This window comes from Nocardioides sp. NBC_00368 (genome assembly GCF_036090055.1).
GTDB lineage: Bacteria > Actinomycetota > Actinomycetes > Propionibacteriales > Nocardioidaceae > Nocardioides.
The window spans coordinates 4796277-4810811 of the sequence record NZ_CP107970.1 but is presented as its reverse complement, the minus strand read 5'-3'; the positions used below and the strand labels follow the sequence as shown (position 1 = coordinate 4810811).

Here is a 14535-nt window from a genome sequence, read left to right as displayed (position 1 = left end):
CGAGTAGCTCCGGAGGGCCCATATCGACCACTCCTCGCCAGCGGATGTGGTGGACTACCCGCCGTGCTGCTGCTCATCCTGATCGTGATCGCCCTGCTGGCCGGCCTGGCGGCCCTCGTCGCGTACGGCGCCCTGACCGTCCGCGGACAGCGCAGGACGCTCGCGACGTTCCGGGCGACGGCCCACGCCTATTTCACCCGGCCGCAGATGGGGATGTGGAAGCTCGCCGCGACGATCCTCGTGGTGAGCCCCGATGAGGTGTCCGTCTGGAAGAGCGGCCCGGGACAGCCCACGCGACTGATCGCGCTCCCCGGACGGGGCGCGACCGTCACTGCCGCCGAGGTCAGGATCAACACCGCGCGGGTCGTCGAGGGATTCGTCATCACCTCTGCCGACGGCCGGAGCGTCCCCCTCACCCTGTGGCCCGAGCCGACGATGGGCGTCGCGAAGCCGCACACCGGCGCGCTGCTCGTCCGGACGATCGAGGAGATCCGGGGCATCCTCGCCTGAGCGTCACCGGCCGACGGCGGCCTTGTCCTCGTCCTGCGTCCGGATGGTGCCCTGACCGGACTCGATCCGGCCCTTGAGGCTGACGGTGATGTAGTGGGTCCAGGCGTCGTAGCAGACGTCGAAGCACTCGTCTCCACGCCCGAGTCCCTCGTGGGTGAAGGTCACGCGGGTCTGATCGCCATCGACGGCGATGTCGAAGCGTCCGGTCGTGCCGATCCACTCCTTCTTGTCGGCGATGAAGTCGAGGTAGCCGTCGGTGAACTCCCACACGACGCGCTCGCCCGGGACCAGCTCCTTGACGAGCTGCTTGGAGTAGTGGATGTCCGGCACCAGGTAGAACCACTCGGCCCCGACCTGGTCGGTGGGGCCGGCGATGTGGTGCCCCCACCAGGAACGTACGTCGTTGATGGCCTCGTACGCCTCCTGCGGCGTGGCATCGACGGTGAAGGTTGCGGTCAGGTCGCTCATGGTCTCCCCTTGGGATCGGCTGTGACTTGCATCATGCAAGCCCACCGTAGACACGACGACTTTCATCATGCAAGTGGTTTGTTAGAGTCGTCCCGTGCTCGGAAAGACGTACGACGGCCAGATCTGCTCCATCGCCCGCTCCCTCGAGGTCGTGGGCGAGCGATGGACCCTGCTGATCCTGCGGGACGCGATCTTCGCCGGCGTCACGCGCTACGGGGACTTCCAGCACAACCTCGGCATCGCCACCAACATCCTGAAGACGCGCCTCGCCACCCTCGTCGAGGCCGGGCTGATGACGCGCGACGACGCCGGCGACTACCGGCCCACCGCGATGGCCCAGGGCCTGCGGCCGGCGCTGATCGCGCTCACGGAGTGGGGCGACACCTGGTTCGCCCCCGACGGGCGGCCCATCGACTACCTGCACGCCGACTGCGGCGAACCGGTCCACGTCGAGACGACGTGCGAGCGGCACGGTGACGTCCCGCCCGAGCAGGTCGTGGTGCGTCCAGGGCCGGGCATGCCCGCCGAATACCTGGCGGCTCGCCGGCCGGCCCGGGACAGATGAGACAGCAGAGCCCGCCGCGACTCGCACGGCGGGCTCTGCTGCATGGGGACCTCAGGCGTCGACGAGCTCGCGGGAGCTGGTCTCCCCGAGCCGGGCCAGCGAGAACACGCTCAGCAGGCAGAAGGCTGCGATGACCGTGGAGAGCATGACGGTGCTCGCGCCGGCCTTCTGCAACGATGCGAACAGGAGCGGGGAGAGACCCGCGCCCATGCCGGCGAGCTGGTAGCCCAGCGAGGCACCGGTGTAGCGCGAGGAGGTCTTGAAGACCTCGCTCATCAGCGCGGCGAGCGGGCCGTAGAAGGCGGCATGGATGACCGACTGGCCGAGGACGACCGCCAGCACCAGCAGCGCGACCGACCCGCTGTCGAGCATCGGGAAGAGCAGGTAGGCGAAGACCGCAGTCGCGACGGCGGCAGTGAGCACGACAGGCCGACGGCCGACACGGTCACTGAGCGCGGACCAGCCGAGGATGCCGATGACCGCTCCGGCCGAGGAGACCGTGAGCGCGTTGAGCACCGTGGGTCGCTCGAAGCCGGCCCCGAGCGCATAGGCGATCAGGAAAGTGGTCAAGGTGCCCTGCACCACGAACGCACCGAGGCCGACCCCGACAGCCAGTAGGAGCGTACGCGGGTGCTCGCGGAGGACCTCCAGCAGCGGCGCCTTCGCCTCTGCCCTACGGTCCTTCATCGCCTCGAAGGCCGGCGACTCGGTGACGCTGAGCCGGATCCAGAGACCGACCCCGAGCAGGACGATGCTGAGCAGGAACGGCACCCGCCAGCCCCACGCGGTGAACTGCTCGGGCGTGGTGACCGAGGCCATCACCGCCATCACCGCGGTCGAGAGGACCATGCCGGCCGGGGCGCCGGCATTGGTGAACGAGGCCCACAGCCCGCGCCGGGAGGTGGCGTGCTCGGCGGTGATCAGCACCGCGCCGCCCCACTCGCCGCCGATCGCGACGCCCTGGACGACCCGGAGCAGGACCAGGAGAACCGGCGCAGCCGCCCCGATCTGGCCGTACGTCGGCAGGCAGCCGATCAAGAAGCTGACCACACCCATGATCAGCATGGTCAGGACCAGCATCTTCTTCCGGCCGAGCCGGTCGCCGAAGTGGCCGAAGACCACGCCTCCGAGCGGCCGCGCCAGGTAACCGGCGGCGAACGTGCCGAAGGACGCGATCGTGCCGGTGACCGGGTCGAGGTTGGAGAAGAAGACCTCGTTGAAGACCACCGCCGAGGCGGTGGAGTAGAGCAGGAAGTCGTAGTACTCGATCAGGCTGCCCGTGAAGCTGCTGGCGACGATCCGGCCCATCTGCGTGCGTGGACCGGTCGTGCTACCACCGGAGGTGAGGGTCATTGTGGGGGCTCCATTCAGGATTCCTGTTTATCAGGATTCCTGTCGATTCTGAGTGACCCACGTCACTCCTGTCAAGGAGCCCCCGCGACCGAATCGCGACCTGACTAGAAGGTGAGCACCGGCTTCACGGTGGCGCCCGAGACCATGTCGGCGACGGCCGTCTGGATCTCCTCGAACGGGTAGTGCCGAACCAGTCGTTCCAGCGGCATCCGACCGTCCGCGACCAGTCGCGCCAGCGCCGGGATCAGCGTGCGGGTCTCGGCGTCCCCGAGGGTGAGCCCGGTGACCCGCTTGCCGGGCAGCATCGTGTTGACGTCGACCCCGACCTCGGTGCCGAACGCAGGCGCCCCGACGATGACCGCGGTGCCTCTGGCCGCCAGGGCGTCGATGCCCTGCCGGAGCACCCCCGGGTTGCCGGTCGTCTCCACGACGCCGTCGGCGCCACCGCCCGTCAGCTCCGTGATGGCCGCGGTCAGGTCGCCGACCTGACCGGCTTCGACGACGTCGGTCGCGCCCAGCTCGCGCGCCAACTCGAGCCTCTCGGGCACGAGGTCGACGGCGACGATCCGGGTGGCCGGGGTCAGCCGCGCGGCCATGACCGCCGACAGGCCGACGGCACCCGCGCCGAGAACCACCACGGAGGAGCCGGGCCGCGGCGCGAGCACGTTCCAGACCGCCCCGACCCCGGTCTGCACACCGCACCCGAGCGGCGCGAGCAGGAACAGGTCGGCCTCCGGCCCGACACGTACGGCGCTGCGCTCGTCGACCACCGCGAGCCGGGAGAACGAGGACTGCCCGAAGAAGTGGCCGCCGATCGGCTCGCCGTCCCGCCGCACCGGCGAGGTGCCGTCCATCCGGGCGCCGCCGATGAGATTGGCGGGAAGCCAGACGTCGCAGTAGGCCGGGTGGCCGTCACGGCACTGGGCACAGCTCCCGCAGGAGCTGAACGACAGCAGCACCTGGTCGCCGGGTGCGAGGCTGCGTACGCCGGATCCGACCTCCTCGACCACACCGGCGCCCTCGTGCCCGAGCACGCCGTGGAGCGGGAACGGCAGTCCGCCGCTCGCCACGCCGAGGTCGGTGTGGCAGAGCCCGGCGGCGACCATCCGCACCAGTATCTCGTCGGGGCGGAGCGCGTCGAGCTCGACGTCTCCGACGGTGAAGGGCGCGCCGGCGGCCTCGACCACCGCGGCCTGGGTGGTGGTGTTCATGACTCCTCCTGGGCTGGGGTCGGAAGGGAGATGACGACAGATCGGGTCTTCGTGTACGCCTCGAGCGCCTCCGGGCCGTACTCACGGCCGAACCCGGACTGCTTGACGCCGCCGAACGGCACGGCCGGGTCGAGCATCGCCCAGTCGTTGACCCAGACGATGCCGGCGTCGAGCCGCTCAGCGACCCGGTGCGCCCGGGCGAGGTCCCGGGTGTGCAGGCCCGCGGCGAGGCCGTACGCCGTGGAGTTGGCGAGCGTGACGGCCTCGTCCTCGCCGGCGAAGGACTGCACGGTGAGCACCGGCCCGAAGACCTCCTCGTTGACGACCCGGGAGTCGGCGGGCAACCCGGTGATCACGGTCGGCTCGACGTAGAACCCGCCGGCGAGGTCGCCGGTCAGCTCGGGACGGCCGCCGCCGGTGACGATGCGGCCGCCTTCCTGACGGGCCAGGGCGACGTACTCCTCGACCTTCTTGCGGTGCTGATCGCCGGCCATCGGACCGATGACCGTGACCGGGTCCTGCGGGTCACCCAGAGGTACGCCGGGGACCGCCTGCCGCAGCACCTCGACCACCGCGTCGTGGACCTCGGCCGCGACGAGCAGCCGGGGACCGGCCATGCAGAACTGGCCGGTGTTGAACACGAACGCCTTGATGACGGCGCCCACGGCCGCCTCGATGTCGGCGTCCGCGAACACCAGGTGCGCGCCGTTGCCACCGAGCTCCATCGTGACCGGCTTCAGGTGCTCGCCGGCGACGCTCGCGGCCAGGCGTCCGACGGCCGTCGAGCCCGTGAACGCGATCTTGTCGACGCCGGGATGGCGCAGCAGCGCGTCGCCGGCCTCCGGGCCGGTCCCGGTCACGACGTTGAGCACGCCCGCGGGCACACCGGCGTCGACGAGCAGCCGGGCCATGAACAGGGCGCTCAGCGGGGTGTCGTCGGCCGGCTTGTGCACGACGGTGTTGCCGGCGGCCAGCGCGGCCGCGATCTTGCTGCTCGACAGGATGAGCGGGAAGTTGAACGGGGTGATCGCGCCGACCACGCCCAGCGGCTCGCGGCGGGTGTAGGCGAGCACGGGGATCGGGGTGTCCCGCACCGAGCCGTCGAGGGTCTGCGCCAGCGCGGAGCAGTACTCGAACTGCTGGGCCGCGGTCTCGACGTCGACGTGCCGCGCCAGCGTCACCGGCTTGCCGACGTCGCGGCTCTCGAGCTCGACCAGCTCGTCGGCCCGCTCCCGGATCAGGTCCGCGACCCGGTGCAGGATCCGGCCCCGCTCACGTCCGCTCATCCGCGGCCACGGGCCCTCGTCGAAGGCGCGGCGAGCCGCCGCCACGGCGGCGTCGATGTCGGTCGCGTCGCCGAGCGGCGCGGTGGTCAGCACGTTGCCCGTGCTCGGGTCGATGACGTCCATCCGGCGCTCGGCCGCCGAGGCGGTGTCGCGGCCATCGATGAACAGCTGCCGGTCCTCGTACGTCGCGGGCATCTCAGAGCCCCCTGCCGCGGTACTTCGCCGGCCAGACGCCGGACTTGCCGGGCGCGATCACACCCTGGGGGTCGAGTGCGTCCTTGATCGCCTCGTGGAACTTCAGCAGAGCGCCGTCGTTCCAGTCGAAGGTCGCCATCACGTCGTCCATCAGCGCGTTGTGGGTGCGGTACTCGCCGTAGCCCTCGGCGGCCGCCTCCTTGATCAGCAGGCGGGTCAGGTCGAGCGTCTCCTGGCGGGCGTCGGCGTCGTGGGTGTCGTAGAGGAACAGGCAGATGTGGTGCATCTCCCGCAGGCCGATGATGAACTGCGCGGCGTAGTCCTTGACGTACTCGTCGGCGCGGGCCTTGACCATCGCCGCCTGCCGCATCGCGTCCTTGCCCTCGGGAGCCGACACCGGCGAGAAGCCGATGTGGCCGCCGTGCGGGACGAAGTCGAGGACGGCGAGCTCGTCGAGGCTCGGGCGACCGTTGTTGATCTTGTGCCGGTCCTGCAGCACGTGCGCGCCGCGGTCGGTCGGGTCGTTGCGGTCCTCGTCGGTGAAGAACCGGGCCCCGGGGATCTGGAGGAAGGCCTCCTTGATCATGCCGAGATACAACTCGATCATCGCCGGCGGGCCGTAGACGGTGCCGTAGAAGTTCCAGTAGCCGAGGTCGAGCTCGGACTTCATCCGCTCGATCGCCTCCGCGGGCAGCGGGCCCTCGCCGTCGTACCACTCGCTGCGCTTCGAGACGGCCGCTGCGTCCAGGATGATGTTGCGGATGACCGGCACGTTCTGGATCGGCGCCATGTTGATCCGCAGCGGCAGCATCGTATCGACGATCTGCTCGAGGTCCGACTCGTTCTCGAACGTGATCAGGTACGTCGCCGAGGCCGGCGGGCGCTGCATCAGCGCGATCCCCATCTTGGTGACGATGCCCAGGTTGCTCTGCGTGAACAGGCCGTCGGGGAAGGGTCCGAAGCCGTAGGGGAACAGCTGCCAGGTGTTGCTGTCGGGCACGGCACCCATCCCGGTGCGCATCACCTCGCCCTGCGGCAGCACGACCTCGAGGCCGGTCTGCCACATCAGGTGGTCGCCGTACGGTGTGTAGCCCACGCCCCGGTCCAGGGTGTTGCCCACGACGCTGCCCCAGCCGAGGTCGGGGCAGTCGAGCATCAGGCTCGGCGCGTGCTCCTCGAGGTGGTCGTAGAGATCGAAGTACGTCACACCCGGCTCGACCAGCGCGTAGCCGTACTTCTCGTCGACCTCGATGATCTTGTTCATCCGGGCGCCGGTGTTCACCACGACCGATCCGGCGAGCCGGGGCGAGGCGCCGCCGTAGCCGTTGTTCTTGCCGGTCGAGATCGGCATCAGCGGGATGCCGTGCTCGTTCGCGACCCGGACGACCGCCTGGACCTGCTCCACGTCGGCCGGGGAGACGACCGCCGACGGCGCCTGGCCGTGGCCTTCGCCGACGGGGTAGGGATCGGCGTACGTCGCGAGCTCGGCGGGATCGGAGATCACCCACTCCGCTCCGACGACCGCCGCGAAGGCGTCGAGCGCGCGAGCGAAGTCCTGTTCGGAGACGTCGGGTGGCAAGGTGCGGGACATCGGGTCCTCCTAGTCGGTGTGACGGCTGTCACTCCGACGCTAGAGACCCTCCGGCCCGCCAGAAATGCGGAAGACGAACGGCTCTGTTCGCGATGCGAACGGTGAACTCAGCCGCTGAGCGAACGGCCGGCTCAGACTCTCCGCCGCAACGTCTGCGACGGCGTCTCGCCGTACGCCTCGCGGTACTGCGCCGCGAACCTGCCGAGGCTGAAGAACCCCCACCGCGAGGCCACCGTGGCCACGGTCGTGGCCTCGGCGTCGCTCGCGAGCAGCGCGTCGCGCACCCGCCCCAGCCGCACCTGCCGCAGATACCCGCTCGGAGTGGTCTCCAGATGCCGGGCGAAGCCCTGCTGGAGCGCGCGCACGCAGAGGCCGGCGTGTGCGGCCACGTCGTTGACCCCGATCGGCTCGGCGGCGTGCTCCTCGATGTAGGCGACCGCGGCGCGGATCGCGGCCGGACCGCCGGGGGCGGCCGGGTGTTTCAGCTCCTCGGCGTAGTTGTGCTCGTGGGCGTAGAGCAGGCCGGTGATGATGCTCTGCCCGAGCGACTCGGCGAACGGCGACGCGTCGAAGGCCGACCCGCCCGAGGTCGGCCCGCGTCCGTCCGCCAGGTCCGCATAGACCTGGTCGACGAGAACACGGGTCAGCTGCCACAGCTCCTGGCCGGGGCCGCGGTCCACCGCCAGGCCGGGCGCCATCTCGAGAGGGCTTCGCAGCGGGTGGCCCAGGAGTCGCTCGAGGGTGTCCTCGACGGCGAACCGGTCCAGCTTCACGGCCATGACGTCCTCGCCGCCACCCCATCCCTCCAGACGGGTCGGCCGGTGCGGGCTGTGCACCGCCGCCAGCGTCGGCGTCGCGATGACGGTGTCCTGACCGTAGGCGGTGCAGATCGCGCCGGTGACCGGGAGGTTGACCTGGTAGCCGTCGCGGAGCGGGCCGGTCTCGATCCGCACGGCGGACTCGTAGGCAAGCCTGCCGACCGTCACCGGGCCGAAGGTGCGTACGGCCAGGTGCACGCCGAACCGGTGGTCGCGGCCGGTGACCTCGACGTCATGGGGATAGAAGAGCTCGCCGCCGACCGACCGCGCCTCGTCGATGTCGGTGATGTCCGCGGAGATGGTGTGCGACATCGTGTCCTCCTGGTGGTCAGGATCCCAGTCCGAGCAGCCGGATCGCGTTCTCCTTCAGCAGCAGCGGACGGACCTCGTCCTTGATCTCGAGCCTCTCCAGGTCGTCGAACCAGCGAACGGGCGTGATGACGGGGAAGTCCGAGCCGAACAACACCTTACGTCGCAGCGGGCCGTTGAGCTGCTTGACCAGCTGCGGCGGGAAGTACTTCGGCGACCAGCCGGAGAGGTCGATGTGCACGTTGGCCTTGTGGGTGGCGATCGAGATCTGCACGTCGACCCACGGGACGGCAGGATGGGCCATCACGATCTGCAGGTCGGGGAAGTCGGCGGCCACGTCATCGAGGAGCAGCGGGTCGGAGTAGCGCAGCTTGATCCCGCGGCCGCCGGGGAGACCGGCGCCGATCCCGGTCTGGCCGGTGTGGAACAGGGCGATGACGCCGAGCTCCTGCAGGGTCGCCCACAGCGGGCGGTGCTCCGGGTCGTTCGGGGAGAAAGCCTGCAGGCCGGGATGGAACTTGAAGCCGCGTACGCCGTAGTCCTCGACCAGTTTCGTGGCCTGCTTCACGGCCGCGTTGCCCTTGCGGGGGTCGACCGAGCCGAACGGGATCAGCGCGTCGGCGTGCTCGGTCGCACGCTCGGCGATCTCCTCGCTCGACAGCGGCGGGTGATCGAGGCCGGTCGAGGCGTCGACGGTGAAGATCACCGCGGCCATGTCCCGCTCGCGGTAGTAGGCCGCGAGGTCGTCGACGGTCGGGGTGCGTGGGTGGTCGCCGCGGAAGTAGGCCGCCGAGGCGTCCATCAGCTCCTGGTCGAGCGAGAGGTGACCGTGGTGGTCGGCCTCGACGTGGGCGTGCATGTCGAGGGCGCGAATCGCGCCGGTGTCGATGCGTGGCTCGTAGCGCTTGGTCATGTCCTGGTCACTGTCCTTCCGGGGTGCCGTACAGCTCGCGCACCCGGGACTTCAACAGCTTCCCGGAGGCGTTGTGCGGGATCTCGTCGACGAAGACGACGGCCTTGGGGATCTTGTAGCGGGCCAGCCGTCCGTCGAGGTGTTTCAGCAGGTCGTCCTGGGTGAGGGCGGAGTCGGGTCGACGTACGACGACAGCTCGGCCGACCTCGCCCCAGCGCTCGTCGGGAACGCCGATGACGGCGGCCTCGGCGACGTCGGGATGGGTGTAGACGGCCTGCTCGACCTCGGCCGGGTAGACGTTCTCGCCGCCGCTGATGAACATGTCCTTGACCCGGTCGACCACGTAGAGGAAGCCGTCGTCGTCGAGCACCGCGACATCGCCCGTACGCAGCCAGGGCCCGTCGAAGGCAGCCTCCGTCGCCGCGCCGTTGTGCCAGTAGCCGGGGGTCACGTTGGGACCGCTGACGTGGACCTCACCGGGATGGCCGGGGGTGGCGTCCTCGCCGCCGGGGGCGACGACGCGTACGTCGGTGAAGAAGCAGGGGGTGCCGGCGGAGCCGAGCTTGTCGAGGCCGTCGCCGGCGCGCAGCATGGTCGTCCCCGGGGAGGCCTCGGTCAGGCCGTATCCCTGGATGATGTGCAAACCGCGGCTCTGCCAGGTGTCGAGCAGGGTGCGTGGGATCGGCGCGCCCCCGCTCAGGGCCGAGCGGAGGCTGTCGAGGTCGGCGCTCGCCCAGGTCGGCTCCTGGGCGAGGGCCTGGTACATCGAGGTGACGCCGAAGAGCAGGGTGACCCGCTCCCGCTCGATGGTGGCGATCGCCTTGGCCGGGTCGAAGCGGGCCGCGATCAGGGAGGTCCCGCCCTTGAGGAAGGTCGGCAGCAGCACCTGGTTGAGCGCGGCGGTGTGGAACAGCGGTGCGGTGACCAGGGCGATCTCGTCGGATCGGATGTCGACGTCGACGAGCAGGTTGAACGCGTTCCAGGCGATGTTGCCGTGCGTCAACATCACGCCCTTGGGGCGGCCGCTGGTGCCGGAGGTGTACTGGATCATGAAGACGTCGTCCGGGCCGACCTCGACGTCGATCCGGCCGGCCGTCTCCCCTGCCCGCTCCCCCGCCGGCTCGATGGCCAGCGTGTCCAGCCCGTGCCCGCCGGCAGCGTTGAACCGGTGGCTCGGCAGCCCGAGGGTCGCGACCGCCTCGGCGGAGACCGCCTCGTCGAAGTCGTCGGCGTGGATCAGCAGCGCGGGCTCGGCGTCGGTGAGGATCCAGGCCAGCTCGGGCGGCGCGAGGCGGGTGTTGAGCGGCAGGAAGACCGCCCCCAGCCGCGCGGTGGCGAAGAGCGTCACCGCGAGCTCGATCGAGTTCAGGCCGAGGAAGGCGACCCGGTCGCCCGTCGCGACGCCGCGGGCACGCAGCCCCCGGGCGACCGCCTCGACGAGGCGGTCGACCTCGGCGTACGTCACCACCGCGTCGTCCTGCACGAACGCCCGCGCGCCAGGGGTCATCCGGGCCCGGCGGGCGGGCCACGATCCGATGCCGCTGTCCAACATGTCGATCCTCGTTCGTCGTCTTAGGTGTGTGGGGCTCAGCTGAGCCCGAGGTCGGTCTTGATCTCCAGCAGTCGACGCAGCGCCTGGTCGCGGCGCACGACCAGGTCCTCGGCGGAGGTCCCGTCGAGCTCCTCGTCGACCCCGTCGACCAGCTTGTCGATCAGGCCGGCGGTGAGCTCGGGGTGACCCAGGTCGTCCCACCAGTCGACCATGGGCGGGCCGAGGTGCTCGAGCACATGGCCCAGCCCGCCCGGACCGCCCGAGAGATGCTGGGTGGCGAAGGGTCCGAGCAGCGACCAGCGCAGCCCCGGCCCGTCGGCGATCGCGGTGTCGATGTCGGCGACGGAGACGATGCCCTGGTCGACGAGGTGATAGGCCTCGCGCCACAGCGCCGCCTGGAGCCGGTTGGCCACATGGCCGGGCACCTCGCGGCGGATGCGGATGGGGCGTTTGCCCAGGTGGCGCAGGGTCTCCAGGGCAGCCTCGACGGCCTCGGCCGACGTCGCCGAACCGCCGACGACCTCGACCAGCGGCACCAGGTGCGGCGGGTTGAACGGGTGGGCGACCAGCACCCGCTCCGGATGCCGCGTGCAGGCGTCCTGGAACGTGCTCGGCATGAGCCCCGAGGAGCTGCTGGTCAGCACTACGTCGGCCGACGCCGCCGCGTCGAGCGCGGCGAAGATCTCGCGCTTGACCTCCAGCCGCTCGGGTCCGCTCTCGAGCACCAGGTCGGCGGCCGCGCCGAGGTCCTCGATGCCGTCCGCGAACCGCAGAGATCCCTCGGGAACCTGCGCGCGCAGCCGTTCCTCGGCCCCCTCGGCCGGATCCCAGGCGACCACGTCCAGTCCGTGCTCGAGCCCGAGGACCACCCAGCTGACACCGATCGCGCCGGTGCCGACGACCCCGAGCGTACGAACGTTCTCGCCGCTCCTCATGCGTCCACCTTCCGCAGGGCGCCGGACCTGGCCAGCGCGACGAACGGGTCGAGCGACGCCGGGTTCGCGAGGGCGTCCCGGCTGGCCACGTCCTCCATGCGGACCCCCTGCAGGATGCGCTTGGCCGGCAGCTCGAGCTTCTTGCCGGTGAGGTTGCGCGGCACCGCCGGCACCTCGATCACCTGGTCCGGGATGTGCCGCGGGGAGAGCGCGGAGCGCAGCGCACCGACCAGCCGGGCGCGGAGCGAGTCGTCGAGACGTACGCCCTCGTCGGTGACGACGAAGAGCAGCAGCTCACCGTTGCCCCCGTCAGGATCCTCGAGGTGGACGACGAGCGAGTCGGCGACACCGTCCACCTCCTCGGCGACGCGGTAGAACTCGGCGGTGCCGAGACGTACGCCACCGCGGTTGAGGGTCGCGTCGGAGCGGCCGGCGACGTGGCAGCTGCCGTTGTCGTGGAAGAGGATCCAGTCGCCGTGGCGCCAGACCCCGGGATAGTGGCCGAAGTAGGCCTCGCGGTAACGAGAACCGTCCTCGTCGCCCCAGAAGCCGACCGGCATCGAGGGCATCGGCGAGGTGATGACCAGCTCGCCGAGAGTGCCGGTGACCGGGCGGCCGGACTCGTCATAGGCGTGGGCGTCGACGCCGAGGCAGCGACCGGAGATCTCGCCGGCGTAGACCGGGAGCAGCGGGTTGTTCTGCACGATGCCGGAGCAGACGTCGGTGCCGCCGCTGCCGACGTTGATCTGGGCGTCGGGGAGCTGGTCGGACAACCAGGCGTAGCCCTCCGGAGGGAGTGGCGCACCGGCCGAGCCGAGGACGCGAATCCGCAGGTCACCGAGGTCCTTCAGCTCGAGACCCTCCTTGCGGCAGGCCATCACGAACCCAGGGCTGGCTCCCATGACCGTCGCCCCGGTCGACGCGGCGAGCCGCCACTGCCAGGTGAGGTCGGGGTGCATCGGGTTGCCGTCGACCATGACGATCGAGGAGCGCACCAGGAGCGAGGAGACCAGGGCGTTCCACATCATCCAGGCGGTCGTGGAGAACCAGAGCATCCGGTCCTGTGGCCCCATGTCCCACGAGAGCGCGTGGTTCTTGAGGTGCTCGAGCAGGATGCCGCCGTGGCCGTGGACGATCGCCTTCGGCCGGCCGGTCGTGCCGGAGGAGAAGAGCACCACCAGCGGGTGGTCGAACGGCACCGGCTCGAAGGCGAGTTCCGCCTCGTCATCCGCGTCGAGCAGGGAGGTCCAGGAGAGGGCGTCTTCAACCCGGTGTGCCCCGTACTCAACGTCGACCACGTGCCGCACCGACGGCAGCTCGGCCCGGATCTCGGCCACCTGGGAGCGACGGTCGACGTCCTTGGCGCCGTAGCGGTAGCCACCGGCGACCAGCAGCACGACCGGCTCGATCTGAGCGAAGCGGTCGATCACGCTGCGCGGCCCGAACTCGGTCGCACACGTTGCCCAGGTCGCGCCCAGGCTGGCGGTCGCGAGGTAGGCGACCAGGGCCTCGGGAATGTTGGGGAGGTAGCCGGCGACACGGTCGCCGCGGCGTACGCCCATGCCTTTCAGCGCCGCCCGCGCCCGGGCCACCTGGTCGCGCAGGTCGCCGAAGGTCAGCTCGACGTCGTCACGGGTCTGCGACCGGCCGAGCACCGCGACCCGGTCGAGATCGTCGTCGGTGCCGAGCGCGTGCTCGGCATAGTTGAGGGTCGCGCCCGGGAACCAGCGCGCGCCGGGCATCTCGCGGGATGCCAGGACGGTGTCGTACGCAGCGTGCGACCGCACCCCGAAGAACTCCCACACCGCCGACCAGAAGCCATCGAGGTCGGTCACCGACCAGCGCCACAGCTCCTCATGAGTCGTCATCTCCACGGAGCGCTCGCGGGCGAGCCAGGCCAGGAACTCACCGACGCGGGAGGCCTCGAGGATGTCCGCGGGCGGGGACCAGACGACGTCACCCTGCTCGATGCTCACTGGTCCGTCACCTTCTTGCCGCGGCCGTCGAGGAAGTCCTGCATCCGGCCCTTGGCGTCGTCGGTCCCCTGGGCGATCGCGGCCATCAGCGACTCCATCAGGAAGCCGTCTCGGGGGTTGGCCTCGGCGATGCGCGGCAGCGCCTGCACGACCGCGAAGTTGGTCTGGGGCGCGTTCTGCGCGATCCGGCCGGCCAGCTCGAGGGCGGTCTTGCGGCCCAGTCCATCGGCCACGGCGTACTGGCTCAGGCCCAGCGCCAGCCCCTCCTGCGCGTCGTAGCGACGGCCGGTCAGCATCATGTCGGCCATCCGTGGGACCCCGATGAGTCGCGGGACGCGCACCGAGGCGCCGCCACCGACGAAGAGCCCGCGCTGTCCCTCGGGGAGCGCGTAGAAGGTCGACTCCTCCGCGACCCGGACGTGCGCGGCGGCGGCGAGCTCCAGCCCGCCCCCGACCACGGCGCCCTTCAGCGCCGCCACGACCGGCACCGGCCCGAACTCGATCTTCTCGAAGACCCGGTGCCACATCCGCGAGTGGGCGACCCCGGCGAGGGTGTCACGCTCGGTCATCTCGGCCAGGTCGAGCCCGGCGCAGAAGTGGTCGCCGTCCGCGTCGATGACGACGGCACGTACGTCCGGTTCGAGACCGTCGAAGAACCGCTCGATCCCGAGCACCGCCTCGTCGCTGAGCGCGTTCCGCTTCGCCGGGCGGGCGAGGGTCAGCACCGCGATGTCGTCGATGCGCTCCGCCCGCAGGGCATCGGGCAGGGGGGTTCCGAGCATGATGAACTCCTCATGATTGACAGGAATCCTGATAATCTCAGAAGTAGTCGCCTCCCGCAAGCGCCGCGATG

The 14535-nt window shown here is 70.5% G+C and carries 13 protein-coding genes; 2 read left to right on the top strand and 11 right to left on the bottom strand.

All coding sequences use genetic code 11. From position 1 onward, the window contains the following. The first annotated feature begins 63 nt into the window (after positions 1-63). Positions 64-510 (top strand): hypothetical protein, encoded by a 447-nt coding sequence (locus OG984_RS22945; RefSeq protein ID WP_328528494.1) that lies wholly within the window; start codon positions 64-66, stop codon positions 508-510. 3 nt (positions 511-513) lie between these two features. Here OG984_RS22945 and OG984_RS22940 read toward each other — a convergent pair whose 3' ends face one another. Further along, positions 514-978: an SRPBCC family protein gene (locus tag OG984_RS22940; RefSeq protein WP_328528493.1), complete on the bottom strand. Its 465-nt coding sequence runs from the start codon at positions 976-978 to the stop codon at positions 514-516. Positions 979-1072: 94 nt separating this feature from the next. Here OG984_RS22940 and OG984_RS22935 point away from each other — a divergent pair, with 94 nt between their 5' ends. Beyond that, entirely contained in the window at positions 1073-1543 is a 471-nt protein-coding gene (locus OG984_RS22935; protein WP_196872507.1) for a winged helix-turn-helix transcriptional regulator, read from the top strand. Between the two features lie 51 nt (positions 1544-1594). On the opposite strand, the gene OG984_RS22930 is transcribed toward OG984_RS22935, so the two are convergent. The 10 genes from OG984_RS22930 to OG984_RS22885 form a co-directional block, all read right to left on the bottom strand. Continuing rightward, entirely contained in the window at positions 1595-2896 is a 1302-nt protein-coding gene (locus OG984_RS22930; protein WP_328528492.1) for an MFS transporter, read from the bottom strand. 104 nt (positions 2897-3000) lie between these two features. Next, positions 3001-4107, bottom strand: coding sequence for an NAD(P)-dependent alcohol dehydrogenase (locus OG984_RS22925; protein ID WP_328528491.1), 1107 nt, complete (start codon positions 4105-4107; stop codon positions 3001-3003). Continuing rightward, complete coding sequence (locus tag OG984_RS22920; RefSeq protein ID WP_328528490.1) at positions 4104-5588, bottom strand: aldehyde dehydrogenase family protein; 1485 nt, start codon at positions 5586-5588, stop codon at positions 4104-4106. The genes OG984_RS22925 and OG984_RS22920 overlap by 4 nt, the downstream gene beginning before the upstream one ends. 1 nt (position 5589) lies before the next feature. After that, positions 5590-7179, bottom strand: coding sequence for an FAD-binding oxidoreductase (locus OG984_RS22915; protein ID WP_328528489.1), 1590 nt, complete (start codon positions 7177-7179; stop codon positions 5590-5592). A gap of 131 nt (positions 7180-7310) precedes the next feature. Continuing rightward, positions 7311-8309, bottom strand: coding sequence for an AraC family transcriptional regulator (locus OG984_RS22910; RefSeq protein WP_328528488.1), 999 nt, complete (start codon positions 8307-8309; stop codon positions 7311-7313). 16 nt (positions 8310-8325) lie between these two features. Beyond that, complete coding sequence (couO, locus tag OG984_RS22905; protein WP_328528487.1) at positions 8326-9219, bottom strand: 4-hydroxyphenyl-beta-ketoacyl-CoA hydrolase; 894 nt, start codon at positions 9217-9219, stop codon at positions 8326-8328. A gap of 7 nt (positions 9220-9226) precedes the next feature. Continuing rightward, a complete protein-coding gene (locus OG984_RS22900) occupies positions 9227-10771 on the bottom strand; it encodes an acyl-CoA synthetase (protein WP_328528486.1) in 1545 nt (514 codons plus the stop codon). 35 nt (positions 10772-10806) lie between these two features. Then, positions 10807-11706 (bottom strand): 3-hydroxyacyl-CoA dehydrogenase NAD-binding domain-containing protein, encoded by a 900-nt coding sequence (locus OG984_RS22895; protein ID WP_328528485.1) that lies wholly within the window; start codon positions 11704-11706, stop codon positions 10807-10809. After that, the gene (locus OG984_RS22890) at positions 11703-13682 is read right to left on the bottom strand and encodes an acetoacetate--CoA ligase (protein ID WP_328528484.1); all 1980 of its coding nucleotides are present in this window, start codon (positions 13680-13682) and stop codon (positions 11703-11705) included. Before OG984_RS22890 ends, OG984_RS22895 begins: the two co-directional genes overlap by 4 nt. Then, complete coding sequence (locus OG984_RS22885; RefSeq protein WP_328528483.1) at positions 13679-14464, bottom strand: crotonase/enoyl-CoA hydratase family protein; 786 nt, start codon at positions 14462-14464, stop codon at positions 13679-13681. The genes OG984_RS22890 and OG984_RS22885 overlap by 4 nt, the downstream gene beginning before the upstream one ends. Between the last annotated feature and the right edge of the window lie 71 nt (positions 14465-14535).

What these genes read in the sequence shown, in the direction of transcription:
- OG984_RS22915 (WP_328528489.1), bottom strand. Translation starts at nt 7,179, where the DNA reads ATGTCCCGCACCTTGCCACCCGACGTCTCCGAACAGGACTTCGCTCGC.
- OG984_RS22940 (WP_328528493.1), bottom strand. Translation starts at nt 978, where the DNA reads ATGAGCGACCTGACCGCAACCTTCACCGTCGATGCCACGCCGCAGGAG.
- OG984_RS22910 (WP_328528488.1), bottom strand. Translation starts at nt 8,309, where the DNA reads ATGTCGCACACCATCTCCGCGGACATCACCGACATCGACGAGGCGCGG.
- couO (WP_328528487.1), bottom strand. Translation starts at nt 9,219, where the DNA reads ATGACCAAGCGCTACGAGCCACGCATCGACACCGGCGCGATTCGCGCC.
- OG984_RS22930 (WP_328528492.1), bottom strand. Translation starts at nt 2,896, where the DNA reads ATGACCCTCACCTCCGGTGGTAGCACGACCGGTCCACGCACGCAGATG.
- OG984_RS22925 (WP_328528491.1), bottom strand. Translation starts at nt 4,107, where the DNA reads ATGAACACCACCACCCAGGCCGCGGTGGTCGAGGCCGCCGGCGCGCCC.
- OG984_RS22885 (WP_328528483.1), bottom strand. Translation starts at nt 14,464, where the DNA reads ATGCTCGGAACCCCCCTGCCCGATGCCCTGCGGGCGGAGCGCATCGAC.
- OG984_RS22895 (WP_328528485.1), bottom strand. Translation starts at nt 11,706, where the DNA reads ATGAGGAGCGGCGAGAACGTTCGTACGCTCGGGGTCGTCGGCACCGGC.
- OG984_RS22920 (WP_328528490.1), bottom strand. Translation starts at nt 5,588, where the DNA reads ATGCCCGCGACGTACGAGGACCGGCAGCTGTTCATCGATGGCCGCGAC.
- OG984_RS22900 (WP_328528486.1), bottom strand. Translation starts at nt 10,771, where the DNA reads ATGTTGGACAGCGGCATCGGATCGTGGCCCGCCCGCCGGGCCCGGATG.